This is a genomic window from Bacillus cereus group sp. MYBKT14-1, from assembly GCF_051915185.1.
GTDB lineage: Bacteria > Bacillota > Bacilli > Bacillales > Bacillaceae_G > Bacillus_A > Bacillus_A cereus.
Window position 1 is genome coordinate 1136053 of the sequence record NZ_JBQAEF010000001.1, and the last position, 25883, is coordinate 1161935.

Sequence of the window (25883 nt, forward strand, 5' to 3'; positions counted from 1 at the left end):
AGAGAGCAGTTTTTAGTAGCTGCTCTCTTTTTATTACAAAAAAATAGGTTAACAATTGAATATTGATGTTTTTTGGTAAAAGATGTAACGAATTGTGAATTTTTTGTAACAAAAAAGTAACACTGTAATTTTTTCTGGAAAAAAGTTCTTGTGCTCGTATATGAAAAATATATGAAAACCACTGGAGATTGTATGAGAAATACATTTTATTAATATGGAAATTTATGTTACAACTCGTTAATCGTATATTACGAATGCTTTGTAATTGTGTGATTTCTAAAAATTCTAAAAATCTGTTGCTATAATGAAAATACGAAAACAAAGCAAATGGAGGCTATTCATGAAAAAATTATTAGGTATAGCAACAGCAGCAGTTTTTGGTCTTGGGATTTTTGCGGGTTCTGCTAAAGCGGAAACAATTGTAACAACAGACGTATTAAATGTTAGAGAAAACCCAAATGTAGAGTCAAAGCTTGTAGGTAAAGTGTTCAGTGGGAATACACTAGATGTTATAAATACAGAAAATGGATGGACAAAAATTAAGTTGAACGGTAAGGAAGCGTTTGTAAGTGCCGATTTTACAAAGAGCACATATTATGTAACGGCGGGCGTATTAAATGTTCGTGCTGGAGCGAATACTGATTCTGAAATTTTAGGTAAACTTAATAAAAATGATGTGATTGAAACGACGAATCAAGTTCAAAATGAATGGTTACAATTCGACTACAATGGAAAAGTTGGATATGTTCACGTGCCATTTTTAACAGGAACAGCACCTGTAATCGAAAAGAAAGAGGTTGTAGCTCAAGAAGAAGCGCCAGCTAGAATAAATACGCCGGTTAAAAATAATACAGTAGTTAAGAATAAAGAGTCTATTAAGAAGGTAGAATCAAGTAAACCTGTGGTAAAAGAAAAACCGGCTGCAAAACCAGTTGCAAAATCTACTGAAACAAGTGCGCCTGCTGGTGGTCGTGAAATTACGGTAAAAGCGACGGCATATACAGCAGATCCGAGTGAGAATGGTTCGTATGGTGGTCGTGTATTAACTGCAATGGGGCATGATTTAACAGCAAATCCAAATATGAAAGTAATTGCTGTTGATCCGAAAGTAATTCCGCTTGGATCAAAAGTATGGGTAGAAGGGTATGGAGAAGCGATTGCTGGAGACACTGGTGGTGCGATTAAAGGAAATCGTATTGATGTATTGGTCGGTTCAGATGGTAGTGCTAATAGCTGGGGGCGCAAATCTGTAAAAGTGAAAGTTATACAATAGGTTATCGATATTAATATAAAAAGCGGTTGCTTGAAATTATGTAAGCAACCGCTTTTTATGGGTTATTGAAAAGGATAAATAGTTTTACCTGTAATAATTTTATATGCACTGCAAAATTGCGTTTGTATATATTCTGTATTTTCATTCTCTGGATGTAATGTTGTTTCATGGAGAGTAGAATGAAAAGCCCGTAGTAAACAATTTAGGGCGAAGTATAACTCCTCTTGTGAACAATTTTGTTCTTTTGTAGAAGTAGCTAAAATGAGGTCTTTTGTCAAAGATGAAAAATTGATGGTGGATTGTTTCATAGTTAACTCATCCTCTCGAAACTATTTTTATCATGTATATGCAGAATTGGACAAACTATGTTCTTTTTATATATAATTTCATGTACCAAAATGAAAGAACTTGCAATCATGCCGTTAAAATTGGTAAGATTGGGTATAATCAATAGATGGAGTATATTACATAAAGAGAGTTGAATGATATGGGAGAAGTGCAACGTGAAAAAGTTGCTGTCATCATTGGACCAACTGCTGTTGGAAAGACGAAGTTAAGTATCGACCTTGCCAAAGCGTTGAACGGTGAAATTATTAGTGGTGATTCCATGCAGATCTATCGAACGATGGATATTGGAACTGCAAAGGTAACAAAAGCAGAGATGGACGGAATTCCACATTATATGGTCGATATAAAAAATCCGGAAGATTCATTTTCTGTCGCGGAATTTCAAGAACGTGTTCGCAAGCATATTCGAGAAATTACAGAACGTGGTAAATTACCAATTATAGTTGGTGGGACCGGTCTTTATATACAATCTGTTTTATTCGATTATCAGTTTACAGATGATGCTGGTGATGTGATATACCGAGAGCAAATGGAAAAGTTAGCTTTAGAACGCGGTGTGGAATATGTACATAAAAAATTGCAAGAAGTAGATCCAGAAAGTGCGGAGCGTATTCATGCAAATAATGCACGACGTGTCATTCGGGCGTTAGAAATTTTCCACACGACGGGTGAAAAAATGAGTGACCAAATTGAGAAACAAGAAAAAGAGTTACTCTATGATGTTTCATTAATTGGCTTGACAATGGATCGAGAAATGCTATACGATCGCATTAACTTACGAGTGGATTTAATGATGGAACAAGGCCTATTAGAGGAAGTAGAAGGGCTGTATAATAGAGGGATACGAGATTGTCAATCTATTCAAGCGATTGGATATAAAGAAATCTATGATTATTTTGAGAATCGAGCCTCTTTAGAAGATGCGGTATCACAATTAAAGACGAATTCGCGTCGTTATGCAAAGCGTCAATTAACGTGGTTCCGTAATAAAATGGATGTCACGTGGTTTGATGTTACAGACGGTGAAAAAACGTCAGAAATTTTACGATACATAGAAGGAAAGTTACAAGTAAAGTCGAATAATAGTAAGTAGAGAAAAAGAGGAGGATTCGACATGAAGCAATCAATCAATATTCAAGATCAGTTTTTAAATCAACTCCGTAAAGAAAATACGTTTGTTACGCTGTACTTATTAAATGGTTTCCAGCTTCGTGGACTAATTAAAGGATTTGATAATTTTACAGTCCTGCTGGAAACAGAAGGTAAGCAACAGCTTATTTATAAACATGCAATTTCTACATTTGTACCACAAAAAAATGTTTCAATTGAATTAGAATAGTAATGAATTATTGTACATAACAAAAAAGAGCGAGTTTCTGAAGTGACCCCTAAAAGTTAGACACGGTTATTTCATTAGGCAGCTTGATAAAAGTGAGTCCGGTATTGTACCGGGCTCATTTTTAATTTTGCCTTAATCCGTTTCGTATTATAATAATCTATATATTTTTCTAATTCTATTTTAAAGTGCTCTACATTTTCAAATTCTTTTATGTAGAGGAACTCCGACTTCATAATCCCAAAGAAATTTTCTATTACTGCGTTGTCGTAACAGTTGCCTTTTCGAGACATACTCTGGACGATAGCTCTTGATTCAAGTGTCCGGACGTACTGTCTCATTTGATAATGCCATCCTTGATCCGAATGCATCAGTAGCTGGTGGGTTTCAGGTAAAGGTTCCAATGCTTTCTCTAACATGTCTGAAACAAGCGAATACGTCGGTCTAGAACCAATTGTATAGGTAATAATTTCACCATTATACAAATCTAATACAGGTGATACATACAGTTTTTCTCCAAACAATTTAAACTCTGTGATGTCCGTTACCCACTTTTGATTCGGTGCATCTGTATGAAAATTACGCTCTAAAATATTAGGTGCAATTCTACCGACTTTTCCTTTATAGGATTTATATTTCTTCATACGCACAAGACACTTTAACCCAAGCTCTTTCATAATGCGCTGAACCTTCTTGTGGTTCACTTTCTGGCCACGATTCGTTAATTCATCACGAATGCGACGGTAACCATAACGACCTTCATTTTCCTCATAAATCGCTTTAATCTCAGCTTTCAAATCAGCATCTACATCTGGACGATTTATTTTCTTTACTAAATCATAAAGTTTAGTACGTCTAGTTTAAATTGTTGTGTGTAATTTGTACATCGTTTTAGAAAAGCTTCCAGACCATTCTGTTTATATTGGTTTACCCAATTCAAAATGATTGTGTCACTTATACCGAGCGATCTACCCACTTCTCGATAACTTTCATTTCCGTTCAAATAACGTAGAACGATTTGTATTTTTTCATCAGCTGTAAATTTAGCCATAGAAAAACTGCACCTCCAATTGTTAGATTGTGTCTAACAATTGGGGTGCAGTTCAGTTTCTCGCTCTTTTTTTATTTGTCATAAACAATATATAGTGAAATTTAAGCGATTCTAAATACAGTAAGGCGGATGTTAATATTTCCTGTTGCAGGGATCGTAATCTCATTAAGAGTAGATTGGACAGAGATTCTTGCACCAGCTGCTAATGTTTCGATTGTAGTAAATGAAAGTGAGTCGCCTATTAAATTTGAAGAGAAATTATCAGTTGCGACTGCCCCATTAATTGAAATGCCTACTCCAAGAGGAGCGCATCCTGGCGCAGTTGTAGAAATGGATACGCTAATTACATAAATACCACCGTTAATAACAGTAACTGTATCTGTGCCGTTGAAGATAATATTGTTTACGTTAATTGCAGTACTAAAAATAAAGTTATTAAATTGCAGTACTGTTTGCTGAATATTGTTTGTTACAACAATTGTTGCTATAGGGAAGCTAGGTCCAGTAGGTCCGGTAGGTCCACCAGAAGGTCCAGTAGGTCCAGTAACTCCTATGCCAGTAGCGCCGGTAGCACCCGTTGGTCCTTGAATGCCTTGAGGTCCGGTAGCGCCCGTGTTACCTTGAGGTCCCTGAGGTCCAGTAGCGCCGGTAGCGCCCGTGTTACCTTGAACGCCTTGAGGTCCAGTAGCGCCAGTAGCACCAGCAGGTCCTTGAGCGCCTGTATTGCCGGTAGCGCCTGTGTTACCTTGAGGCCCTTGAGGTCCAGTAGCGCCAGTAGCACCCGTGTTACCTTGAGGCCCTTGAGGTCCAGTAGCGCCAGTAGCACCAGCAGGTCCTTGAACACCTTGAGGTCCAGTGGCACCAGTAGCACCCGTGTTACCTTGAATCCCCTGAGGTCCAGTAGCACCAGTAGCACCAGCAGGTCCTTGAGCACCTTGAGGTCCAGTGGCACCAGTAGCACCAGCAGGTCCTTGAGCACCTTGAGGTCCAGTGGCACCGGTAGCACCCGTGTTACCTTGAACACCTTGAGGTCCAGTAGCGCCAGTAGCACCAGCAGGTCCTTGAGCGCCTGTATTGCCGGTAGCGCCTGTGTTACCTTGAGGCCCTTGAGGTCCAGTAGCGCCAGTAGCACCAGCAGGTCCTTGAGCACCTTGAGGTCCAGTGGCACCGGTAGCACCCGTGTTACCTTGAACACCTTGAGGTCCAGTGGCACCAGTAGCACCAGCAGGTCCTTGAACACCTTGAGGTCCAGTGGCACCAGTAGCACCCGTGTTACCTTGAATCCCCTGAGGTCCAGTAGCACCAGCAGGTCCAGTGGCACCGGTAGCACCCGTGTTACCTTGAACACCTTGAGGTCCAGTGGCACCAGTAGCACCCGTGTTACCTTGAACACCTTGAGGTCCAGTGGCACCGGTAGCACCCGTGTTACCTTGAACACCTTGAGGTCCAGTGGCACCAGTAGCACCAGTAGGTCCTTGAGTACCTTGAGGTCCAGTGGCACCAGTAGCACCTGTGTTACCTTGAGCACCTTGAGGTCCAGTGGCACCAGTAGCACCTGTGTTACCTTGAGCACCCTGAGGTCCAGTGGCACCAGTAGCACCTGTGTTACCTTGAGCACCTTGAGGTCCAGTAGCACCCGTGTTACCTTGAACACCCTGAGGTCCAGTGGCGCCAGTAGCACCCGTGTTACCTTGAACGCCTTGAGGTCCAGTAGCGCCAGTAGCACCAGCAGGTCCTTGAGCGCCTGTATTGCCGGTAGCGCCTGTGTTACCTTGAGGCCCTTGAGGTCCAGTAGCGCCAGTAGCACCCGTGTTACCTTGAGGCCCTTGAGGTCCAGTAGCGCCAGTAGCACCAGCAGGTCCTTGAGCACCTTGAGGTCCAGTGGCACCGGTAGCACCCGTGTTACCTTGAACGCCTTGAGGTCCAGTGGCACCAGTAGCACCCGTGTTACCTTGAACGCCTTGAGGTCCAGTAGCGCCAGTAGCACCAGCAGGTCCTTGAGCGCCTGTATTGCCGGTAGCGCCTGTGTTACCTTGAGGCCCTTGAGGTCCAGTAGCGCCAGTAGCACCCGTGTTACCTTGAGGCCCTTGAGGTCCAGTAGCGCCAGTAGCACCAGTAGGTCCTTGAACACCTTGAGGTCCAGTGGCACCAGTAGCACCCGTGTTACCTTGAACACCTTGAGGTCCAGTGGCACCGGTAGCACCCGTGTTACCTTGAACACCTTGAGGTCCAGTGGCACCAGTAGCACCTGTGTTACCTTGAGCACCTTGAGGTCCAGTGGCACCAGTAGCACCTGTGTTACCTTGAGCACCTTGAGGTCCAGTGGCACCAGTAGCACCTGTGTTACCTTGAGCACCCTGAGGTCCAGTGGCACCAGTAGCACCTGTGTTACCTTGAGCACCTTGAGGTCCAGTAGCACCCGTGTTACCTTGAACACCCTGAGGTCCAGTGGCGCCAGTAGCACCCGTGTTACCTTGAGCACCTTGAGGTCCAGTAGCACCTGTGTTACCTTGAGGCCCTTGAGGTCCAGTAGGTCCGGGAGGCCCGCCAGAAGGTCCGGTAGGTCCGGTAACTCCTATACCAGTAGCGCCAGTGGCACCCGTGTTACCTTGAATACCTTGAGGTCCAGTAGCACCAGTAGCGCCGGTAGCCCCCGCAGGTCCTTGAGCGCCTGTATTGCCGGTAGCGCCTGTGTTACCTTGAGGTCCCTGAGGTCCAGTAGCGCCAGTAGCACCAGTAGGTCCTTGAGCGCCCGTATTGCCGGTAGCGCCTGTGTTACCTTGAGGTCCCTGAGGTCCAGTAGCGCCGGTAGCCCCCGCAGGTCCTTGAGCGCCTGTATTGCCGGTAGCGCCTGTGTTACCTTGAGGTCCCTGAGGTCCAGTAGCGCCGGTAGCCCCCGCGGGTCCTTGAGCGCCTGTATTGCCGGTAGCGCCTGTGTTACCTTGAGGTCCCTGAGGTCCAGTAGCGCCGGTAGCCCCTGCAGGTCCTTGGGCGCCCGTATTGCCGGTAGCGCCTGTGTTACCTTGAGGTCCCTGAGGTCCAGTAGCACCGGTAGCACCCGTAGCACCCGTGTTACCTCGAGGTCCAGTGGCACCAGTGGCGCCTGCTGGTCCAGTAGGTCCGGTAGGTCCTTGGATGAACGAAGCAGAATTAACTAGAGCAGTTTGTAATGCTGCTATTAATTTAAGGAGCTCTTGAAGTGTGCAAGGGTCTATTCGGAATAATTTTGTAATGTATAGTAAATAGTTAATGAGATTTTGAAGCTCAATAAATACAGCGCTTGCTACAAAGGTTGGATTTCTTAATATAGTTATTAAGTTTTTAATAATAGCTAACCCTTGTGCTTTCAGGGAGGAAGTAGCGTCTAGTGAACAAATAAATTTACTTAGTAGGTTCAATGTATCGATTAGATCTTCAATATTTTGGGGAGATGGATTTGCGAAAAGTTTTGGGATTATTTTTGTTAAATCAATAATAATCGCACGAAATGTTCTAAGTTGAGCTTTAGTAATTGGGATTGATGGAGTATTTGGGATTCGTCCAGCGCTACTTGGAAAGCATGGTTTGGAGAATTTGTTTTGATTGTCGTTATAACGAGACATTAAATCTCTCCTTTCTCACGAAAATGTGAACGAAACTCATCATAGTAGATGCAGAAATTAGTTAAATGGTCATAGTAAAATCGTTTGTTTAAAGAAAAAAATAGAAAAAACGCCTTACAATAAGGCGTTTTTTCTATTTTCTGCGTATTGATAATATCGCTTTAATGAAATTTTTGATTTGAATCCAGCGAGTTTTATAATTTCTGATTCAGGAGTTTCTTTTTTTATTAAGTTTAAAATATAGGTGTTACGAAAATGTTGTCCTGAAATTCCTTTACGTAAATTGGCTCTAGCCACTTCGAGGCGAATCATTTTTTGTATAGCAATTTCCGTTAATGCCTTTGGTGCATCATTTTCATATACCCACCTGTATGTTCCACGGTTAAAATCGAATGCGACAAATAATGGATCATCACTATGGTATTTGGGGCGAACTGGTTCTGGGATGCTTTTGTAATAATTATATAGTTGTTTTTTGTCTTCTTTTGCTAATGTAATTGTTCTTTCTACACCTGCGGTTGCTGGGATTGACAATGTGTTAGTTTCAAAGTGAACGTGATGCATTGTTAATGCTGTAAGTTCCTGTAAGGATAAACCGTAGTCAATCAATAGATTTAAAATAGCGATATTGCGATCCATTAATAAGGGGCGCACAGGAAGTTGTTTTTCTGAAAGTCCTTCTAATGAAGTGACTATATACTTTAACCTTTTTTCTTCATCAGGTGAAATGAAATCTTCGTTACGAAGTGTACGGTCTGGTTGAATAGATATTTCCATATTTTTTAATGGATTAGGAATGTTTAGAAAATGATGCATTCTATTTAGTACAATAAATACACGATGCATCGTTTTTTCTGAGTAATGTCGATTCGTTTTTAAATCGGAAAAGTAATCTTCGTAGTCTTTTGTACAAAGTGTAGCCCATATATTACTGGAAGGGAGCTTTTTGTTTTTTTCTAACCAATGTCCGAAGTCTTCAACGTCATAAACATAACGTTTAATAGTTGAGGGTTTTCGGCCTTTATTCAATAAAAAAATAGAAAAGGCTTGTATTGTATCATGGAATTCCGTTGTCTCCATAGTCCCACCACCTTAATTATTTCTTATATTATAGCAAACTTTTCTGAAAATAGGCATTTACAAGGGGGACAGGAATAATAATATTTGGTGAGTGGATAAAATGAGGTGATTGTATGGAACAATCGATGCGAAAGAAAAACAACAATCAAATTAATATTGTGTTAAACCATCGAAAGAAAATTTCTTTGCCAGCCGCAGAAAATAAAACGGTAATTTCAAATGAAACTGCAATTAAACATGAAATGCTGCAGAGAATTGAAGAAGAGATGGGGAAGCTTGTTGGGATGGATGATATAAAAAAGATAATAAAAGAAATATATGCTTGGATTTATGTGAATAAAAAAAGACAAGAGAAGGGATTGAAGTCTGAGAAGCAAGTACTTCATATGCTGTTTAAAGGGAATCCGGGTACAGGGAAGACAACTGTTGCTAGAATGATAGGAAAATTGCTGTTTGAGATGAATATTCTATCAAAAGGGCACTTGGTTGAAGCTGAACGTGCTGATCTTGTAGGAGAGTACATCGGCCATACAGCTCAAAAAACAAGAGACTTAATAAAAAAAGCAATGGGAGGTATTTTGTTTATTGATGAGGCGTATTCTTTAGCTCGAGGAGGAGAGAAGGACTTTGGAAAAGAAGCAATTGATACGCTTGTAAAACATATGGAAGATAAACAACATGGTTTTGTATTGATTTTAGCTGGATATTCAAGAGAGATGAATCACTTTCTTTCATTAAATCCAGGGCTGCAATCTCGTTTTCCATTTATTATTGAATTTGCGGATTACTCGGTAAATCAGTTGTTGGAAATTGGGAAAAGAATGTATGAAGAGCGTGAATATCAGTTATCGAAAGAGGCTGAATGGAAATTTAGGGATCATTTACATGCTGTAAAGTATTCGTCGCAAATTACATCGTTTAGTAATGGGCGGTATGTACGGAATATTGTTGAAAAATCAATTCGTACACAGGCGATGCGGTTGTTGCAAGAAGATGCCTATGATAAAAATGATTTAATTGGAATATCGAGTATGGATTTGATGCTCGAAGAGGAGACGCACAGTACATAAACTGTGCGTCGATTTTTGTGTATAAGTTCGTTTACTCTTTTTTTTCTTTTTCTTGGTGTACTTTATGGAAGTGTTCCATTTTAGCGCTCTTTTCGTGTGCTGAATTAGGATCGTGTCCAAATTGATTTACTGAGCTTTTTTGAGCTCCTTTATTAACGTGGTTTGTCATTTGTATTCACCTCACTTTAAAAATTAGTATAAACATTATATAAAGAAAAAATCGTTAGAAAAGAAAAACCTCTTTACGATATGTAAAGAGGTTAGATTGCTATTTATGGATTGAACGTTCTTTCGTTTCGATACGTCTGTGTGGTAAATGCCATTTGTAATGAATAGAAACCATGCGGAAGCAAACAATTAAAATGAATAAAATGTAAAGAGCCCAATCGCTAACAATAATTTGAGCGCCAATTAAAAAACCTGCTAAAATTGTCCAAAAGGCATATACTTCAGCTCGAAGAACGAGAGGTTTCCTGCGGGCTAAAAGATCGCGAATGATACCGCCGCCGATACCAGTTAAAACAGCTGCTACAATTGTGGCGCTAATTGGTAAATTTAATTTTTGGGCATATAATGCTCCTTGTACAGCAAATGCTGATAAGCCGATAGCGTCAGTGATATTTTCCCACTTTTTCCAATGTCTAATTAACTTATTTGGAAAAAGAAAAATAATAGTCATTGATAAAAGTGCGATTTGGAATAACATGTCTTGTTGCCAAAACGCGACAATCGGATAACCGATTAATAAATTACGAAGGGCACCTCCCCCAAATGCGGTTGCCATTCCTAAAATATACACCCCGAAAATATCATAATCCTCTTCCATTGCAACAATGGCTCCGCTTAGTGCGAAAGCGATTGTGCCTATGATGCTAAAAATCTCCCATGCCATGAATTTTCTCCCCCGCTAACTAGATGAAATGTGCTTCCTCTGCTATTATATTAGAAGGTTTAAATTTCGAAAAGGATGAGTGAACATATTTGATGGAAGAAAAAGAAAAAGTCATATTAGTAGGCTGTCAATTGCCACAAGATGATGATGAAAAATTTATGTATTCCATGAAAGAGCTTGCATCACTAGCGAAGACTGCACGAGCAGAATTGTTAGTGTCAACAACGCAAAAACGACCAAAGTTTCATCCGGCAACTTACATAGGTAAAGGGAAATTAGAAGAGCTTACAATGTTAACTGAAGAATTAGAGCCGGATGTTATTGTATTTAATAATGAATTAACGCCGAGTCAAATTCGGAATTTATCCTCAGTATTAGATGCGAGAGTAATTGATCGAACGCAACTAATACTGGATATTTTTGCGCAACGTGCGAAGTCGAGGGAAGGTAAGCTTCAAGTAGAATTAGCTCAGTTGCAATATACAATGCCGCGTCTTATGGGGCAAGGATTGTCCTTATCGCGTCTTGGTGGTGGTATTGGAACGAGAGGACCGGGTGAGACGAAATTAGAGACGGATCGTCGTCATATTCGATCCCGTATTGATGAAATAAAGAAACAACTTGCAGTTGTTGTGGAACATCGAAAAAGATATCGTGAGAGAAGAAAAGATAATAAAGTATTTCAAGTTTCGTTAATAGGGTATACAAATGCAGGGAAATCGACACTGTTTAATAGATTAACGGAAGCTGATACGTTTGAAGAAAACCTTCTGTTTGCAACATTAGACCCAACGACGAGGAAGATGCCGTTACCTTCTGGTTATACAGTATTACTAACTGATACTGTTGGTTTTATACAAGATTTACCCACTTCATTAATCGCTGCTTTTCGTTCGACACTGGAAGAAGCGGGGGAAGCAGATGTCATTTTACATGTAGTTGATTCCGCGGATCCTAACTACATAGGGCATGAAAAAACAGTAAAACGATTATTATCAGAACTTGAAATTAACCATATTCCTATTATTACGTTATATAATAAAAAAGATGAATTGCATCAAAACTTTATTCCGTTTCCGAAAAGTGATTTCTTAATGACTAGTGCTTTTGAAGAAAGTGATTTATTGCGTATAAAAGAAGCGATAGAAACGAAGATGAAGAAAGAAATGGATTGTTATCGAGTGGAAATCCCTCCGAGTGAAGGTAAGTTGTTAACACTTTTAAAGACGGAAACTCTATTAGCAAAGATGGAGTTTCTGGAAGATAAATTTGTATATGATTGTGCAGGGTATATTTTTACTCATTCATCGCTTAATGTGCAATTAAAGAGATTTTTAGTGGAAGAAGGAGAAAATAAAAATGTTTGATCGTTTGAAAAATGGAGAAAAAATTGCTCCAATCGTAAAAGAAGTAGAGAGTCAGATTACAGAAGTACATAAACGTGCGGATGAAGTAATTGAAAGTAATCAGTTTCGTGTATTAGAAAGTTTTCGTAAACATAAAATTAGTGACTCGCATTTTATCCCGACGACAGGTTATGGTTATGATGATATTGGCCGTGATACGTTAGAAAAAGTGTATGCTGATGTGTTTGGAGCGGAAGCTGGACTTGTTCGTCCGCAAATTATTTCAGGTACTCACGCTATTTCTACAGCGTTATTCGGTATTTTACGTCCAGGAGATGAGTTATTGTACATCACTGGAAAACCGTATGATACGTTAGAGGAAATCGTTGGCGTGCGTGGGAAAGGTGTAGGTTCATTTAAAGAATATAATATTGGTTACAATGCAGTTCCGCTAACTGAAGGTGGGCTTGTTGATTTTGAAGCTGTTGCAGCAGCGATTCATAGTAATACGAAAATGATCGGTATTCAGCGTTCGAAAGGTTATGCTACTCGTCCATCGTTTACTATTTCTCAAATTAAAGAGATGATCGCGTTTGTTAAAGAAATTAAACCTGATGTTGTTGTGTTTGTAGATAACTGTTATGGTGAGTTTATTGAAGAGCAAGAGCCATGTCATGTTGGTGCAGATTTAATGGCGGGTTCGCTTATTAAAAACCCGGGCGGCGGAATTGTTAAAACTGGTGGTTATATTGTCGGGAAAGAACAGTATGTTGAAGCGTGTGCATATCGTTTAACGTCTCCGGGAATTGGTGCGGAAGCTGGAGCGTCTTTATACAGTCTGCAAGAAATGTATCAAGGGTTCTTCTTAGCGCCACATGTTGCAGGACAAGCGCTGAAAGGTGCAATTTTTACAGCTGCGTTTTTAGAAAAGTTAGGAATGAACACGTCACCAGCGTGGAATGCGCCAAGAACAGACTTAATTCAATCTGTTCAATTTGATGATAAAGACCGTATGATTGCCTTCTGCCAAGCGATTCAATATGCATCTCCAATTAATTCGCATTTTACTCCGTATGCAAACTATATGCCAGGTTATGAAGATGATGTAATTATGGCGGCGGGAACATTTATTCAAGGTGCAAGTATTGAATTGTCTGCTGATGGTCCGATTAGACCACCGTATGTTGCATATGTGCAAGGTGGATTAACGTATTCGCATGTTAAAATTGCGATTTGTTCTGCAATTGATGAATTGATTGAAAAGAATTTATTAACAATTTCTTAAAGGGGAGCTGTCGATATCGGCAGCTTTTTTCGTATAAAAGTAACGATTTATGCGATTAGAAAAAAGAATGAAAAAATTTATAAAAAAATCATGTAAGAAAATCTAACATCTATTGACACTAAACATAACATGTTATAAAATGAGAAGTAGTTAAGGCGAAGGAGGAACTGAAAAATGAAAGAAGATAGACGTTCTGCCCCGCTGTTTCCAATTGGTATTGTTATGGATTTAACACAATTGTCTGCACGTCAAATTCGCTACTATGAAGAGCATAATCTTGTTTCTCCAACCCGTACAAAGGGGAATCGTAGATTGTTTTCATTTAACGATGTAGATAAGTTGTTAGAAATTAAAGATTTGTTAGATCAAGGCCTGAATATGGCTGGTATTAAACAAGTGTTACTAATGAAAGAAAATCAAACAGAAGCAGTGAAAGTAAAAGAAGAAACGAAAGAAATTTCAAAAACTGAGCTTCGCAAAATACTTCGAGATGAACTACAACATACAGGTAGATTCAATCGAACTTCATTGCGACAAGGTGACATTTCAAGATTTTTTCACTAAAGATAACTGATTCTGAAGGCGATTAGAGGGACTAAGGAGGAATTTATAATGTCTAGATACACAAAAGAAGATATTTTCCGTTTGGCGAAAGAAGAGAATGTAAAGTATATCCGTTTACAATTTACGGACCTTTTAGGGGTAATTAAAAACGTAGAGATTCCAGTGAGACAATTAACGAAAGCTCTTGATAACAAAATGATGTTTGATGGATCTTCGATTGAAGGTTTCGTACGTATTGAAGAGTCTGATATGTATTTATATCCGGATTTAGACACTTGGGTAATTTTCCCTTGGACAGCTGAAAAAGGTAAAGTAGCTCGACTAATCTGTGATATTTACAATGCAGATGGCACTCCATTTGATGGAGACCCACGTAACAACTTAAAACGTGTGTTAAAAGAAATGGAAGCTTTAGGATTTTCAGACTTCAATCTTGGACCAGAGCCAGAATTCTTCCTATTTAAGGTTGATGAAAAAGGAAATCCAACATTAGAACTAAACGATAACGGTGGATACTTCGACCTTGCGCCGATGGATCTAGGGGAAAACTGTCGTCGTGATATCGTTCTTGAACTTGAAGAAATGGGATTTGAAATTGAAGCATCTCACCATGAGGTTGCTCCAGGACAGCACGAAATTGACTTTAAATATGCAAATGCAATTCGCTCATGTGATGACATTCAAACATTCAAACTTGTTGTAAAAACAATTGCTCGTAAACATGGTTTACACGCAACGTTTATGCCAAAACCACTATACGGTGTGAACGGTTCAGGTATGCACTGTAACTTATCATTATTTAAAAATGGTGAGAACGTATTCTTTGATGCAAACGGTGACTTACAATTAAGTGATGATGCTCGTCACTTCATCGCAGGTATTTTAAAACATGCACCAGCATTTACAGCGATAGCAAACCCAACTGTAAACTCATATAAACGTCTAGTACCTGGATATGAAGCGCCTTGTTACGTAGCATGGTCTGCACAAAACCGTAGCCCGTTAGTACGTATCCCTGCATCTCGTGGTATTAGTACACGCGTAGAAGTACGTAGTGTTGACCCAGCTGCAAACCCATATTTAGTAATGGCTACATTATTAGCTGCAGGTCTTGATGGAATTAAAAACAAATTAACTCCACCAGCTGCAGTAGACCGTAACATCTATGTAATGACAAAAGAAGAGCGCGAAGAAGCAGGTATCGTTGACTTACCAGCAACATTAGCGCAAGCATTAGTTACATTACAATCTAATGAAGTAGTATGCGGTGCACTAGGAGAACACTTACTTGAGCACTTCATCGAAGCGAAAGAGATTGAGTGGGATATCTTTAGAACACAAGTTCACCAATGGGAACGCGATCAATATATGTCTCTATACTAAGAGGCTTGAACCCTTGATACAACTAGTATCAAGGGTTTTTTAATTCCCTATTATTACAATTTTATGTGGTTGCAAAATGAAAAACAACCACATAAAAGCCAATAATTAATAACAAGTAGTGATATCATAGAAAAACATTATCAGATAAACGTAAGTTTTATATAATTTGTGAAATGAAAAAGCCTTGATACTACGGTATCAGGGCTTTTTTAGTGAAGTTATTGGATATGTTAACTACTAGATAATGGATTGTTTTTGGTTATTTTGAATCATGTTACTAAGAAAATCTTTTCAAAAGAATTGATCTTATCTTTTTTAATCACTTGTGCTAAAACTTAATAATTCTTTACTGCCTGTACAACGCGACCAATTATTTTTACATCTTCAGCTGAAAGGTCGTAAGTTTTTGGTTCGTGGATAGGGTCATTACTCAATGGTATTAAAGTAATGATGCTTCCGGATTTTGAAATCTTTTTCACGGTAGCATCATAACCATTGACTTTTACAACAGCAATTTGTCCGTTTTCAACATAAGGAGTTTCCTCTACTAAAACATAAGAACCATCAGGGAATTCGAGATTCATGCTAGTGCCTTTTACAGTAAGATAAAAATACTTTTTACGCTTGTTTAAAAATGTACTTAGCATGGGTAAATAGCCTTCGATATTTTCTTCAGCGAGTATGGGTGTACCGGCTGCTACAGAACCAATGATAGGAATGTAAATAATGTTTGATTGATCGTTTTGGATGGTTTCATAAATAGAAACTTCTTCTTTAACAGTATTGTCCTCTTGAGTTGCGAGTCTTTCTAAATCATCAGTAGTGATTCCTAATCCCTTACAAACTTTTATGACATTATCAACAGATGCTTTACCAATCCCTCTTGATAACATGGATTGCAGTGTTGTGGGGGGGAGACCTATTTTTTCGGCGAAGGCTCTTTTACTATAGCCAGCTTCTTTTATTAAGCGTGTTACAACCTCTGCTTTTTTCATTACTTTCACCATCTTTCTTATTAAAATGTATACGATATTGCGTATTTCTGTATATATCATAACCTAACTAAAATTGTTAGTAAATAGAAAAGTATACGAAATTGAGTATTTAAATACGTTTTTTTGTTGACTAAATACGAAATTGAGTTTATATTTAAATGGAAATGAACGCAATATCGTACAAAAAACAGGTGGTGAGTAAATGTATCCGAATTTGCGTGCAGAGATGGCGAGAAAAAGAATTATGATTACACAAATTTCTTCGCATCTGAAACTTCGCCACGCAACAGTGAGCGACAAAATAAATGGTAAATTTCGTTTTTATTATGATGAAGCTTTTGAAATTAAGAAAACTTTTTTTCCAGAACATAGTTTGGAATATCTTTTTGAATTTGAAGAAAATGAAGCGAATTGAAATCGGAGGAAATTTACTTAAAATGTAACCCTATAATCGAATTATTGAATGATGATTTAATAAGAGGGTTCATATCAAAGTATTTAATTTAAATTCTGATAACTAGTTAATTTGTAAAAAGAAAGTAAAGAATTATGCGTAGTGCGAAATTATCTCAATGCAATAAAGATAGTCCAAAATTAGTAGTGAGGAGGAGATGAGGATGGGGCAATTAATTGACTCATCAGTACATAGTTCATTAGTATTTGAAGTTAATGGCAAAGTAGTAACGGATAGTTTGGTAATTGCGAAGATATTCAAAAAAAATCACTTCGACGTTTTGAAGGAAGTTCGAAAACAAATTGTATATGTAGGTGAAGAGTTTGGAGGAGAAAATTTTCATGAGTCCACTTATTTTAATTCAAAGAATAGGCGAATCCCTAAATATGATTTAACAGAAGAAGCATTCACGTTACTTGTTATGGGATATACCAGTAGAGAAGCGGTTGGAATGAAAATTAAATTTATGAAAGAGTTCAAACGAATGAAGCAATATATACAAAATCAAAAAAATGTGCCAAAGGACCCAATGGGGGTTTTAAAGTTAACATTTGCTGCGTTAGAAGGACATACTCAGCAGATACAAGAGATAAAGTCTGAGGTGAAGGGTTTGCGAGAAAATACGCCGCTTTATGCTATCGAGTGTGAAGAGATAACAAGGGCTGTAAAAAGCTTAGGTGTTATGTTATTGGGAGGTAAAAATTCAAATTCTTATCAGGATATCGGCCTTAGAAGGAAGTTATATAGAGATATTTATAGTCAGTTACATCGGGAATTTGGTGTGAATAGTTATAAAGCTATTAAACGTTATCATTTGGATAGAGCAATACAAATGATTAATGAAGAATATTCAATTCCAACTGTTTTAAATGAAGAAATTACAGTTAAAAACTCACAAATAAATATGGCAGACATTCAGTAGGAGGAAAGAACATGCAAAGAAAGATTTTAGTAATTACTAGCAGTTTAGCAGGGTTACCAACTGTCAGTGAATTTAAAACAAAAGAAGATGCAAAAGAGCAGGTTAGAAAGCTTATTCAAAAAGGAATGAGTCAAAATGTGATTCGTATAACACAAGAAATTCCAATGAATATCGAAATTCAAGTGGATGTTGAACTTGAGGAATAAGAGAGGTTTAGAAGAAAATAGATATGGATAGCATGATTGTTTTGAATGAATGCATAAGAAAAGAATCCGTTGCAGCGGATTCTATAAGAAAAAATATCTCTAGATAAGTATAACATTGAATACCGTTTTTGAGAATTTATGAGGTGGCTAGTATGGGGATTATTCGAGTGAAAAAAGATAGTAATTATTCCGTTATAAATAATACTGGTTTAAAAGATGAAAGGTTGTCATGGAAAGCGAAAGGAATCTTAGCCTATGCGCTTACATTACCAGACGATTGGACTTTTCATATTAGTGAATTAGCTCGACATGCTAAGGATGGAGAAGATTCGCTCCGTACAGGTTTTAAGGAATTAAAAGAATTAGGTTATGTAAAACGTTATCCTGTTCGTGATGGGAATACGAAAAAAATTACAAGGTGGGATACGGAAATTTACGAAACGCCACAAAGGGACATGCCACAAATGGAAAACCAAGATGTGGTAAAGCCATATGAGGAAAATCAGAAACTACTAAATACTAATAGACTAAATACTAATAAACGAAATAATAATGATTATGATGATATGGATAAATTAGAATCTCGTGTATTCATCAATGAGAGGGTTAAAGTAAGTTGTAACTTTATTAAGGGGATGGGCATTCCGTTAAGTGAAATTGCAATTGCAGAGTTGGGGAGCTTTTGTAATTTGTTTAGTGGGGAGTTAATTCAGCATGCAATTAATAAAGCTGTTGATGAGAATGCGCCAAGATGGAACTACATTAAGGCTATATTGAGGAATTGGAAGGAGCAAGAAGTTAAAACATTAGTTGATGTGGCTATACTAGATAGACGTTTCGAAATGAGCAAGAAAAAGAAATATAACGGGACAGGTAGGAAGTATTCAAATAGAAAAGAGATTGTACCCGATTGGTTATATAAAGATGATGAATCAACAAATCTAGAAGAGGAAAGAAAAACCGTGCAGTCTACTGATGAAGAGCGTGAGAGATTACAAGAAGTGTTAAATAAATATAGGTCATAAGAAAAAATGCTAGATGATTTACAAGCAATAAAGATTGAAAAGGCTAATAAGCATATTCATGCTATTAAATTAGTATTAAGAGACTTTGTAAAAAGAACGGAAGTGGGTGAATCAGTAAGTGTTCGAATGGCTCAAAGATTATAAGAAGTTAGAAGAAGAAATTGCTTATTTAGAATACAACTTAGATAAATCAAAAGCCGAATTGAAGCGTTGGATTAGCGGTGATTTGCAAAATGTACGATTAACCGCTGAATCGGAAGGGGCTAAGGTAGAAGGGCGGATTGAAGCAATTGAATATGAATTAGCTCATAAAATGAATGAAGAGTATGATTTAAAGCTTTTGATTAATAAGTTTACAGGACTGGATCATCAAATACTTAAAATGAAATATGTTGATGGAATGACTTTAGAGCAAATTGCGTTTGAATTACATTATAGTACAGGCTATATACGCCGAAAACATGCTGAAATAAGGAAGATTGTCAAGTTTTTAGATGGATTTTAGTGTTACCTTTTTGTAGGATACATGCAGTGTACAGAAAGTATTGAAAAAGTGATTTATAGTAGTAATATAAGATTTCGACGAAAGGGCAACTATTTTTATGGTTGCTCTTTTTGGTGTGAAAGAAGGTGAGTAATATGAAGTGATTTGATGGATTAATAGGTCTTTAGCTTCTAGTTATATTTAGTAAAGTAGTAGTTTTACAGGCGAAAATAATAGAAAAATAAGGAGATGTTTAATGATGAGTTTATTAGCTGCTTCAGTCAAAACAAAGAATTTGCCACAACAGGTGTTACGTTGGCAATCAATGGTAGAAAGCGAATGTTCTGCACAAGGTGTACCTGAGTTAGTTCCTTACGTGCTTGGAATTATTATGGTGGAAAGTGGAGGGAATTCTGAAACGACACCTGATATTATGCAATCCAGTGAATCACAAGGGTGGGCAATGAATACAATTAAAAACCCGAAAGATTCAATTTATTACGGAGTGAAGCATTTAAAGGGTGCTTTTGATGATGCGAAGAAAAATGGCATTACAGATTTAAGTGCCATTGTTCAATCATATAATTTTGGACGAGCTTACCTTCGCTGGTTAGCATCTAACAATAAACAGCATTCATTACCGGTGGCAGATCTGTATTCTAAAACGGTTGTTGCGCCATCACTTGGAAATACGACCGGTGCTATGGTGAAATATAGTAACCCTATCGCTGTTGCCTACAATGGTGGTTATCGATATAAAAACGGGGGGAATTTCTTCTACTCTGAAATTGTTAAACAATATGTAGATTTTGATGGAGGAACTGGTGGCGGTGACAATAAGCCGTTACAACCAAAAGGGCTGGGAATTGCAACGTCTAAATACCCAGAAGGATGGGGCATTAATTTATATAGTGGTCCTGGAAAAGATGCTTGGTTTACAGGTCATGTCATTAATACAAAAATGCCATATTTAATTATAGATGCTGCTTGGTATGGCGGGAATGAAAATATGCTTTGCTTAGGTTGGGAAGCCTGGGCAAAAGAAGAACACTTTGAAGTGCAGTGGTTCCATGCTTACTCAAAATATCCCGCAGGTTATGGTATTAACACATATGATGGTCCAAATGGAAATTATAAAGGAAATGTGGATGGATCTTATCCATATGGTGTTTTTGCGAGAAAAGATGGTTACATTGATATTGGACAAAACACATGGGTAAAAGAAGAGCATTTTAATGTAAGATAATATCTTTAAATCAGCATGTATTAAGTAGGATGAAAAAACTTGTTATCATACCTCTTGAGATTAGAGTAATATCTGTAAAATGCTGGGCGGAATATAGAGTGCGATTTTTGAAAGAGCAACTGATGTGAAAAGTTGCTCTTTTTCTTTTTTTTGAATGTGAGGACCATAACCCATTATATAGAATATGGCCTGTCTGAGGATTTAGTTTCTAGATGTACTTAATAATTCAGTGGAATTTTAAATGATAAAAAATAAAAAAGGAGATAATCAGTAATGGAAATTAGAAAAAAATTAGTGGATCCAAGTAAATATGGTATAAAGTGTCCCAATACAATGACACCAGAATTCATCACAGTACATAATACGTACAATGATGCATCAGCAGAAAATGAGATATCGTATATGATTGGGAATAATAATTCAGTGTCGTTTCATGTTGCAGTAGATGACAAAGAAGCAGTACAAGGTATTCCGTTTGATCGTAATGCTTGGCATGCAGGTGATGGTAACGGAAATGGTAATCGTAAATCTATCGGAGTGGAAATTTGCTATTCTCTAAGCGGTGGGGATAGATATTACAAGGCGGAGGATAATGCAGCAATTGTTATTGCTCAGTTAATGAAACAATTCAATATACCGATTAGTAATGTACGTACACATAAATCGTGGAGTGGAAAGCATTGCCCACATCGAATGCTCGATGAAGGAAGAGTGGATCAATTCATTGAGAAGATAAACAAAGCATTTAATGAAGATAATAATAAACCACTACAACCAAAAGGACTGGGAATTGCAACGTCTAAATACCCAGAAGGATGGGGCATCAATTTATATAGTGGTCCTGGAAAAGGTGCTTGGTTCACAGGTCATGTCATTAATACAAAAATGCCATATTTAATTATAGATGCTGCTTGGTATGGTGGGAATGAAAATATGTTATGTCTAGGTTGGGAAGCGTGGGCGAAAGAAGAACACTTTGAAGTAGAGTGGTTCCATGCTTACTCAAAATATCCCGCAGGTTATGGCATTAACACATATGATGGTCCAAATGGAAATTATAAAGGAAATGTGGATGGATCTTATCCATATGGGATTTTTGCAAGAAAAGATGGTTATATCGATATTGGGCAAAACACATGGGTAAAAGAAGAACATTTTAATGTGAGATAAGGATATGAGAGTAGGATCACTCGTATGATTCTCTTTAATTTTTGAAAAGGAGATGAGAACGATGGAAGAACAAATCTTCAATTCAATGATTCAACAAGGAGCATTCGCAGCTTTATTTGTATGGATGCTGTTTACTACGCAAAAAAAGAATGAACAGCGCGAAGAACAATATCAAAAAGTTATTGAAAAAAATCAACAGGTCATTGAAGAACAAGCAAAAGCATTTAGTTCGTTGTCGAAGGATTTATCAGATGTTAAGCGAAAAATCTTGGGGAACGATGATGAGAAATAAAATATGGTATTAAAGTATTTGTCGCATATGCAGGTTCTCAAATAGGAATTCGATTCATATATAGCTAATGAGAAAAAGCCCTAATACCGATAAGTATTGGGGCTTTTTCTCATTAGCTATAGTGAATAAGGTTGTGGTGGATTTTTCAAGAGGAAAGAGTGAATGAAGTCTAATATTAATGTAAATGAAATGAAACTTTGAATGCTGCTTAGTTATAACGCAGTCTTATTCAGGATTTCGTTAGTTCATTTTCTAAATTTAGGGAATAAATATAGTTTAGTACCTTGCAATAAACAATACTAAGTGGTATATTATGGATAAAACAGGTACCGTGTATTGAACAGTACTAAGATAGGAAAGGAGGATGGCACTTGAACGTTCAGTTTAAAAAAGGTGTGCTTGAACTTTGTGTATTAGCACTTGTAAAACGTAAAGATAGTTACGGTTATGAACTTGTTCAGCAAATTTCTAATAAATTTTTAATATCGGAAGGGTCAGTATACCCTTTATTACGTCGTTTGACGAAAGAAGGGTATTTTCAAACGTATTTAAAGGAATCTACGGAAGGGCCACCTCGTAAATATTATCAATTAACAGAGCAAGGGGAGACGCAATTTCATTTGTTAGTAACAGAATGGCGTGATTTTGCGAAAGGGGTACAAGAAATTATTGAAGGGGTGGAATGGGATGAGTAAAGAAGGGTTTCTTAAAGAATTATCAAGTTATCTTAGAAAGTTACCAGAGGAAGAGAGGCAAGATATTTTATTGGATTATGAAGAGCACTTTCAGTTTGGACTAGAGGAGGGGAAAACTGAATCGGAAATAATACAGGGCCTTGGTTCTCCGAAAGTAATCGCGAAAGAATTACTTGCGATGTATCGCTTCGATGAAATGAAAAAAAATCCATCGACTTCAAATGTGACAAGAGCTGTTATGGCAGCGATTGGACTTAGTTTGTTTAATTTTATTATTGTGTTAGGCCCGTTAGTCGCAATTATTGCTTTTATATTTTCTTTTTGGATCGGTGGTATTGCTAGTGTAGTAACACCATTTTTCGTTATTGGAAAAGTATTTATGGGTACTTTTATATGGTTGGATCTTTTCGTTAGTATAACGTTTGTTGGGGTAGGTTTATTGTTATGTATTATCGCTTTTTATAGTACAAAGTGGTTTAAGAGATTGTGTGTACGATATGTAATATGGAACTTCAAAATGATAAAAGGAGAGTAAATGATGAAAAAACTATTTTTAATCGCTATCGCTTGTATCATTATTGGAATAATAGGAATTTCCCAAACATATAAAAAAGCAGTACAAACTGCTGAAAAAGGCGATAAAGAAAATGTAATTAAAAACGAAACATTAAAAAATATAGAAGTTAAGTTAGATGCCGGGGATATTATTGTCCAAAAATCTCCTGACTCTTCTTTTTATGTAAAGCAATCGGGAGATGTACGTAAACAAGAGATTCGTATCGCAGAAGATGGTGACACATTAAAAATTATTGGGGAAAGAGAAAAAGGTGCTTCATTTGATTTTTCTTTTTACAATTTTAGGTTTCAAACGTCTAAATTGACTCTCCTTGTGCCCGAACGCTCTTACCAAGATATAAAAGTAAATTCATCTGCTGGACAAATCGAAATGAGTGATGTGAAAAGTGATAGCGTAAGTGTTAGAACACTTGCTGGAGAAGTAGAGTTGAAACAAGTAACGGCTAAGAATGTGGAGGGATCGACAAAAGCTGGTGAGGTGAACTTTAAGAAGGTATTAGGGAAAGTGACCGCAAAAACAACAAGTGGGGAAATAAATATTCAAGATCATGATTCTAAGTATAATCTAGAAGCAAGTTCAACTGCGGGAGATATAGATATTACTTTATCGGAAAAACCACAAGATGCGGTAATTACTGGGCAAAGTGCTGCTGGAGATGTAACAATTTTTAATGAAGAAAATAAAAATGTAACAATTGGAAATGGTAGTAAAAAGATTAGCGGTAAAACGGCTGCGGGAGATGTGACGATTGAAACTCGTTAATAAGAAATAGAATGCATGGAAATCTATCAAAATACAAAAAGAAGATAATTACCGTATATAAATAAGGTAATTATCTTCTTTTTGTTATTTTTAATGTAAATCACGATATACGCCAATTACTTTCCCGATAACTGACACTTGTTTTAAAATGATAGGTTCTAATGAAGAGTTTTCTGGTTGTAGACGGAAATGGTCTTTTTCTTTATAGAAACGTTTAACTGTTGCTTCGTTATCCTCTGTTAAAGCGACTACAATTTCACCATTATATGCAGACTGCTGTTGGCGAACAACAACTAAATCTCCATCGAAAATACCAGCTTCAATCATACTATCTCCAGAAATACGTAACATGAACACTTGGTCTGCTCCAGCAACAATACTAGCTGGAAGTGGGAAATGTTCTTCTACGCTTTCGACCGCTGTAATTGGTAAACCAGCAGTGACTTTTCCGACAATTGGAACTTGAATAACAGATTGTGTTTCCGTATCCATTCGGTCTTCACCTAAAATTTCAATGGCACGTGGTTTTGTTGGATCGCGTCGAATGTATCCTTTTTCTTCTAATCGTGATAAATGTCCGTGCACTGTAGAACTAGAAGCGAGGCCGACTGCTTGACCAATTTCACGTACGGAAGGTGGATATCCTTTTTCTTGTACTTTTAGCTTAATAAAGTCGAGAATGTCTTGCTGGCGTTTCGTTAACTTTTCCATGTTTTCTAACACCTCGTTTTCTTTCGTTTTTCTTATTAATAAGTATAACATGTGAAAAAACATTCTACAAACATAAGTTCGAACAAATGGCGGATTTATGTTACACTATAGGGAAATAATAGGGAGAAAGAGGGGTTCAAAATGAATGCAATTATTTATGCACGTGTGAGTACAACGAAAGAAGCGCAAGAAACATCATTATTACGTCAAAAAGATGAATTATTGCATTTAGCTGAGCGCTATCAAATGAATGTTACTAAGGTGATTGAAGAGCAGGCTAGTGGATATACAATTGAACGTGACGGTATATTAGAGGTGTTGGATACAATTCGAGACGAACAAATTGATGTGTTACTTATACAAGATGAAACGCGTCTTGGTAGAGGAAATGCGAAGATCGCGTTAATGCATTGTTTACATAAAGAAGGCATAAAAGTATATACGCATACACATAATGGTGAATTACAATTGTCGGATTCTGATTCAATGGTATTAGATATTATTGGTATTGTTGAAGAATATCAAAGAAAGATTCATAATTTGAAAATTAAACGAGGTATGCAACGTGCAGTAGAAAAAGGTTATCGTCCAGAAAAAAATTTAAAAAATCGTCATTTAAGTGTAGGAAGAGAGAAAAAAGAAGTGCCGATTGAGGAAATTGTACGTTTGCGAAAAAGTGAACTCACGTTTGAAGAAATTGCAGCAACATTACGTGGATTTGGTCATAATGTTTCAAAGGCGACTGTACATCGTAGATATGTAGAGTATACGAAGCAATTGCTTGATAAAGAAGAGTAACTATTGTATGATAATAATCAGTTTTGATTAGAAGGGGGATTCGAGATGATTAATCACGAACTCGTTGAACGCATTAACTTCTTAGCGAAAAAAGCAAAAGCTGAAGGTTTAACTGAAGAAGAGCAACGTGAGCGTCAATCGCTACGTGAACAATATTTAAAAGGATTTCGTCAAAATATGTTAAACGAACTTAAAGGTATTAAAGTTGTTAATGAAGAAGGTACAGATGTTACACCGACGAAATTAAAAGCTTTAAAAAAGCAAGATAATGCAAAATTAAATTAAAAGATGGGCGAAGCCCATCTTTTTTATATGT

The 25883-nt window shown here is 37.5% G+C and carries 29 protein-coding genes and 1 pseudogene; 21 read left to right on the forward strand and 9 right to left on the reverse strand.

Annotated features, from left to right (window positions below; all coding sequences use genetic code 11):
* Positions 1-340: 340 nt before the first annotated feature.
* Entirely contained in the window at positions 341-1273 is a 933-nt protein-coding gene (entD, locus tag ACTFO4_RS06080; protein WP_440013041.1) for a cell wall-binding protein EntD, read from the forward strand.
* A 62-nt stretch (positions 1274-1335) separates the two neighbouring features.
* Here the strand turns inward: entD and ACTFO4_RS06085 are convergent, their stop codons facing one another.
* Positions 1336-1581 carry a hypothetical protein gene (locus ACTFO4_RS06085; RefSeq protein WP_000814428.1) on the reverse strand — a complete coding sequence of 82 codons (246 nt, stop codon included), beginning with the start codon at positions 1579-1581 and terminating at the stop codon, positions 1336-1338.
* Positions 1582-1760: 179 nt separating this feature from the next.
* Between ACTFO4_RS06085 and miaA the strand changes: the two genes are divergently transcribed.
* Positions 1761-2714: a tRNA (adenosine(37)-N6)-dimethylallyltransferase MiaA gene (miaA, locus tag ACTFO4_RS06090; RefSeq protein ID WP_000504932.1), complete on the forward strand. Its 954-nt coding sequence runs from the start codon at positions 1761-1763 to the stop codon at positions 2712-2714.
* 21 nt (positions 2715-2735) lie between these two features.
* Entirely contained in the window at positions 2736-2960 is a 225-nt protein-coding gene (gene hfq / locus ACTFO4_RS06095) for an RNA chaperone Hfq (RefSeq protein ID WP_000813896.1), read from the forward strand.
* 74 nt (positions 2961-3034) lie between these two features.
* Here hfq and ACTFO4_RS06100 read toward each other — a convergent pair.
* The 4 genes and pseudogenes from ACTFO4_RS06100 to ACTFO4_RS06115 form a co-directional block, all read right to left on the reverse strand.
* Positions 3035-3811, reverse strand: a pseudogene (locus tag ACTFO4_RS06100) (IS3 family transposase); the annotation flags it as partial.
* Positions 3790-4008: a transposase gene (locus tag ACTFO4_RS06105; RefSeq protein ID WP_440013039.1), complete on the reverse strand. Its 219-nt coding sequence runs from the start codon at positions 4006-4008 to the stop codon at positions 3790-3792. The gene ACTFO4_RS06105 and the pseudogene ACTFO4_RS06100, both read right to left, overlap by 22 nt.
* A gap of 101 nt (positions 4009-4109) precedes the next feature.
* Positions 4110-7610 carry a Gly-Xaa-Xaa repeat protein gene (locus ACTFO4_RS06110; protein ID WP_440013036.1) on the reverse strand — a complete coding sequence of 1167 codons (3501 nt, stop codon included), beginning with the start codon at positions 7608-7610 and terminating at the stop codon, positions 4110-4112.
* 114 nt (positions 7611-7724) lie between these two features.
* Entirely contained in the window at positions 7725-8690 is a 966-nt protein-coding gene (locus ACTFO4_RS06115; protein WP_000450326.1) for a tyrosine-type recombinase/integrase, read from the reverse strand.
* A gap of 113 nt (positions 8691-8803) precedes the next feature.
* Between ACTFO4_RS06115 and spoVK the strand changes: the two genes are divergently transcribed.
* Positions 8804-9760, forward strand: coding sequence for a stage V sporulation protein K (gene spoVK / locus ACTFO4_RS06120; RefSeq protein WP_061457619.1), 957 nt, complete (start codon positions 8804-8806; stop codon positions 9758-9760).
* Between the two features lie 31 nt (positions 9761-9791).
* Here the strand turns inward: spoVK and ACTFO4_RS06125 are convergent, their stop codons facing one another.
* A complete protein-coding gene (locus ACTFO4_RS06125) occupies positions 9792-9929 on the reverse strand; it encodes a hypothetical protein (protein WP_000181503.1) in 138 nt (45 codons plus the stop codon).
* A 99-nt stretch (positions 9930-10028) separates the two neighbouring features.
* Positions 10029-10652, reverse strand: a complete 624-nt coding sequence (locus ACTFO4_RS06130; RefSeq protein WP_000312266.1) for a trimeric intracellular cation channel family protein — start codon at positions 10650-10652, stop codon at positions 10029-10031.
* Positions 10653-10744: 92 nt separating this feature from the next.
* On the opposite strand from ACTFO4_RS06130, the gene hflX reads away from it, so the two are divergent.
* The 4 genes from hflX (at position 10745) to glnA (ending at position 15230) form a co-directional block, all read left to right on the forward strand.
* Entirely contained in the window at positions 10745-12019 is a 1275-nt protein-coding gene (hflX, locus tag ACTFO4_RS06135; RefSeq protein WP_440013339.1) for a GTPase HflX, read from the forward strand.
* Positions 12012-13283: a methionine gamma-lyase family protein gene (locus ACTFO4_RS06140; RefSeq protein WP_000460302.1), complete on the forward strand. Its 1272-nt coding sequence runs from the start codon at positions 12012-12014 to the stop codon at positions 13281-13283. The genes hflX and ACTFO4_RS06140 overlap by 8 nt, the downstream gene beginning before the upstream one ends.
* Before the next feature lie 174 nt (positions 13284-13457).
* Complete coding sequence (gene glnR, locus ACTFO4_RS06145) at positions 13458-13847, forward strand: transcriptional repressor GlnR (RefSeq protein ID WP_000656783.1); 390 nt, start codon at positions 13458-13460, stop codon at positions 13845-13847.
* A 48-nt stretch (positions 13848-13895) separates the two neighbouring features.
* Entirely contained in the window at positions 13896-15230 is a 1335-nt protein-coding gene (gene glnA / locus ACTFO4_RS06150; RefSeq protein ID WP_000092763.1) for a type I glutamate--ammonia ligase, read from the forward strand.
* A gap of 335 nt (positions 15231-15565) precedes the next feature.
* Here the strand turns inward: glnA and ACTFO4_RS06155 are convergent, their stop codons facing one another.
* Positions 15566-16225: a LexA family protein gene (locus ACTFO4_RS06155; RefSeq protein WP_011110319.1), complete on the reverse strand. Its 660-nt coding sequence runs from the start codon at positions 16223-16225 to the stop codon at positions 15566-15568.
* Positions 16226-16427: 202 nt separating this feature from the next.
* Between ACTFO4_RS06155 and ACTFO4_RS06160 the strand changes: the two genes are divergently transcribed.
* From ACTFO4_RS06160 to ACTFO4_RS06210, 11 genes are all read left to right on the forward strand, one after another.
* The gene (locus ACTFO4_RS06160; RefSeq protein WP_000283431.1) at positions 16428-16640 is read left to right on the forward strand and encodes a hypothetical protein; all 213 of its coding nucleotides are present in this window, start codon (positions 16428-16430) and stop codon (positions 16638-16640) included.
* A gap of 202 nt (positions 16641-16842) precedes the next feature.
* Positions 16843-17601, forward strand: a complete 759-nt coding sequence (locus ACTFO4_RS06165) for an ORF6C domain-containing protein (protein ID WP_061457618.1) — start codon at positions 16843-16845, stop codon at positions 17599-17601.
* A gap of 11 nt (positions 17602-17612) precedes the next feature.
* Positions 17613-17807, forward strand: coding sequence for a hypothetical protein (locus ACTFO4_RS06170; protein WP_001189065.1), 195 nt, complete (start codon positions 17613-17615; stop codon positions 17805-17807).
* Positions 17808-17959: 152 nt separating this feature from the next.
* Positions 17960-18832 (forward strand): DnaD domain protein, encoded by an 873-nt coding sequence (locus tag ACTFO4_RS06175; protein WP_000511420.1) that lies wholly within the window; start codon positions 17960-17962, stop codon positions 18830-18832.
* Between the two features lie 118 nt (positions 18833-18950).
* The gene (locus ACTFO4_RS06180; protein WP_000464425.1) at positions 18951-19337 is read left to right on the forward strand and encodes a DUF1492 domain-containing protein; all 387 of its coding nucleotides are present in this window, start codon (positions 18951-18953) and stop codon (positions 19335-19337) included.
* Between the two features lie 238 nt (positions 19338-19575).
* Positions 19576-20562, forward strand: coding sequence for a lysozyme family protein (locus tag ACTFO4_RS06185; RefSeq protein WP_033692154.1), 987 nt, complete (start codon positions 19576-19578; stop codon positions 20560-20562).
* A gap of 273 nt (positions 20563-20835) precedes the next feature.
* Positions 20836-21732, forward strand: a complete 897-nt coding sequence (locus ACTFO4_RS06190; protein WP_000405767.1) for a peptidoglycan recognition protein family protein — start codon at positions 20836-20838, stop codon at positions 21730-21732.
* Positions 21733-21793: 61 nt separating this feature from the next.
* Positions 21794-22024, forward strand: coding sequence for a BhlA/UviB family holin-like peptide (locus ACTFO4_RS06195; protein ID WP_000392444.1), 231 nt, complete (start codon positions 21794-21796; stop codon positions 22022-22024).
* Positions 22025-22395: 371 nt separating this feature from the next.
* Positions 22396-22719 (forward strand): PadR family transcriptional regulator, encoded by a 324-nt coding sequence (locus ACTFO4_RS06200; RefSeq protein WP_001102628.1) that lies wholly within the window; start codon positions 22396-22398, stop codon positions 22717-22719.
* Positions 22712-23254: a DUF1700 domain-containing protein gene (locus tag ACTFO4_RS06205; RefSeq protein ID WP_000031383.1), complete on the forward strand. Its 543-nt coding sequence runs from the start codon at positions 22712-22714 to the stop codon at positions 23252-23254. The genes ACTFO4_RS06200 and ACTFO4_RS06205 overlap by 8 nt, the downstream gene beginning before the upstream one ends.
* A complete protein-coding gene (locus ACTFO4_RS06210; RefSeq protein WP_078421558.1) occupies positions 23255-24058 on the forward strand; it encodes a DUF4097 family beta strand repeat-containing protein in 804 nt (267 codons plus the stop codon).
* Positions 24059-24148: 90 nt separating this feature from the next.
* Here the strand turns inward: ACTFO4_RS06210 and lexA are convergent, their stop codons facing one another.
* On the reverse strand, positions 24149-24769 hold the full coding sequence (lexA, locus tag ACTFO4_RS06215) for a transcriptional repressor LexA (RefSeq protein ID WP_000413738.1): 621 nt from the start codon (positions 24767-24769) through the stop codon (positions 24149-24151).
* A gap of 141 nt (positions 24770-24910) precedes the next feature.
* On the opposite strand from lexA, the gene ACTFO4_RS06220 reads away from it, so the two are divergent.
* Positions 24911-25567, forward strand: a complete 657-nt coding sequence (locus ACTFO4_RS06220; protein ID WP_000991469.1) for a YneB family resolvase-like protein — start codon at positions 24911-24913, stop codon at positions 25565-25567.
* A 45-nt stretch (positions 25568-25612) separates the two neighbouring features.
* Positions 25613-25852: a DUF896 domain-containing protein gene (locus ACTFO4_RS06225; RefSeq protein ID WP_000607015.1), complete on the forward strand. Its 240-nt coding sequence runs from the start codon at positions 25613-25615 to the stop codon at positions 25850-25852.
* Positions 25853-25883 lie beyond the last annotated feature (31 nt).

What these genes read in the sequence shown, in the direction of transcription:
- entD (WP_440013041.1), top strand. Translation starts at nt 341, where the DNA reads ATGAAAAAATTATTAGGTATAGCAACAGCAGCAGTTTTTGGTCTTGGG.
- ACTFO4_RS06085 (WP_000814428.1), bottom strand. Translation starts at nt 1,581, where the DNA reads ATGAAACAATCCACCATCAATTTTTCATCTTTGACAAAAGACCTCATT.
- miaA (WP_000504932.1), top strand. Translation starts at nt 1,761, where the DNA reads ATGGGAGAAGTGCAACGTGAAAAAGTTGCTGTCATCATTGGACCAACT.
- hfq (WP_000813896.1), top strand. Translation starts at nt 2,736, where the DNA reads ATGAAGCAATCAATCAATATTCAAGATCAGTTTTTAAATCAACTCCGT.
- ACTFO4_RS06105 (WP_440013039.1), bottom strand. Translation starts at nt 4,008, where the DNA reads ATGGCTAAATTTACAGCTGATGAAAAAATACAAATCGTTCTACGTTAT.
- ACTFO4_RS06110 (WP_440013036.1), bottom strand. Translation starts at nt 7,610, where the DNA reads ATGTCTCGTTATAACGACAATCAAAACAAATTCTCCAAACCATGCTTT.
- ACTFO4_RS06115 (WP_000450326.1), bottom strand. Translation starts at nt 8,690, where the DNA reads ATGGAGACAACGGAATTCCATGATACAATACAAGCCTTTTCTATTTTT.
- spoVK (WP_061457619.1), top strand. Translation starts at nt 8,804, where the DNA reads ATGGAACAATCGATGCGAAAGAAAAACAACAATCAAATTAATATTGTG.
- ACTFO4_RS06125 (WP_000181503.1), bottom strand. Translation starts at nt 9,929, where the DNA reads ATGACAAACCACGTTAATAAAGGAGCTCAAAAAAGCTCAGTAAATCAA.
- ACTFO4_RS06130 (WP_000312266.1), bottom strand. Translation starts at nt 10,652, where the DNA reads ATGGCATGGGAGATTTTTAGCATCATAGGCACAATCGCTTTCGCACTA.
- hflX (WP_440013339.1), top strand. Translation starts at nt 10,745, where the DNA reads ATGGAAGAAAAAGAAAAAGTCATATTAGTAGGCTGTCAATTGCCACAA.
- ACTFO4_RS06140 (WP_000460302.1), top strand. Translation starts at nt 12,012, where the DNA reads ATGTTTGATCGTTTGAAAAATGGAGAAAAAATTGCTCCAATCGTAAAA.
- glnR (WP_000656783.1), top strand. Translation starts at nt 13,458, where the DNA reads ATGAAAGAAGATAGACGTTCTGCCCCGCTGTTTCCAATTGGTATTGTT.
- glnA (WP_000092763.1), top strand. Translation starts at nt 13,896, where the DNA reads ATGTCTAGATACACAAAAGAAGATATTTTCCGTTTGGCGAAAGAAGAG.
- ACTFO4_RS06155 (WP_011110319.1), bottom strand. Translation starts at nt 16,225, where the DNA reads ATGAAAAAAGCAGAGGTTGTAACACGCTTAATAAAAGAAGCTGGCTAT.
- ACTFO4_RS06160 (WP_000283431.1), top strand. Translation starts at nt 16,428, where the DNA reads ATGTATCCGAATTTGCGTGCAGAGATGGCGAGAAAAAGAATTATGATT.
- ACTFO4_RS06165 (WP_061457618.1), top strand. Translation starts at nt 16,843, where the DNA reads ATGGGGCAATTAATTGACTCATCAGTACATAGTTCATTAGTATTTGAA.
- ACTFO4_RS06170 (WP_001189065.1), top strand. Translation starts at nt 17,613, where the DNA reads ATGCAAAGAAAGATTTTAGTAATTACTAGCAGTTTAGCAGGGTTACCA.
- ACTFO4_RS06175 (WP_000511420.1), top strand. Translation starts at nt 17,960, where the DNA reads ATGGGGATTATTCGAGTGAAAAAAGATAGTAATTATTCCGTTATAAAT.
- ACTFO4_RS06185 (WP_033692154.1), top strand. Translation starts at nt 19,576, where the DNA reads ATGAGTTTATTAGCTGCTTCAGTCAAAACAAAGAATTTGCCACAACAG.
- ACTFO4_RS06190 (WP_000405767.1), top strand. Translation starts at nt 20,836, where the DNA reads ATGGAAATTAGAAAAAAATTAGTGGATCCAAGTAAATATGGTATAAAG.
- ACTFO4_RS06195 (WP_000392444.1), top strand. Translation starts at nt 21,794, where the DNA reads ATGGAAGAACAAATCTTCAATTCAATGATTCAACAAGGAGCATTCGCA.
- ACTFO4_RS06205 (WP_000031383.1), top strand. Translation starts at nt 22,712, where the DNA reads ATGAGTAAAGAAGGGTTTCTTAAAGAATTATCAAGTTATCTTAGAAAG.
- ACTFO4_RS06210 (WP_078421558.1), top strand. Translation starts at nt 23,255, where the DNA reads ATGATGAAAAAACTATTTTTAATCGCTATCGCTTGTATCATTATTGGA.
- lexA (WP_000413738.1), bottom strand. Translation starts at nt 24,769, where the DNA reads ATGGAAAAGTTAACGAAACGCCAGCAAGACATTCTCGACTTTATTAAG.
- ACTFO4_RS06220 (WP_000991469.1), top strand. Translation starts at nt 24,911, where the DNA reads ATGAATGCAATTATTTATGCACGTGTGAGTACAACGAAAGAAGCGCAA.
- ACTFO4_RS06225 (WP_000607015.1), top strand. Translation starts at nt 25,613, where the DNA reads ATGATTAATCACGAACTCGTTGAACGCATTAACTTCTTAGCGAAAAAA.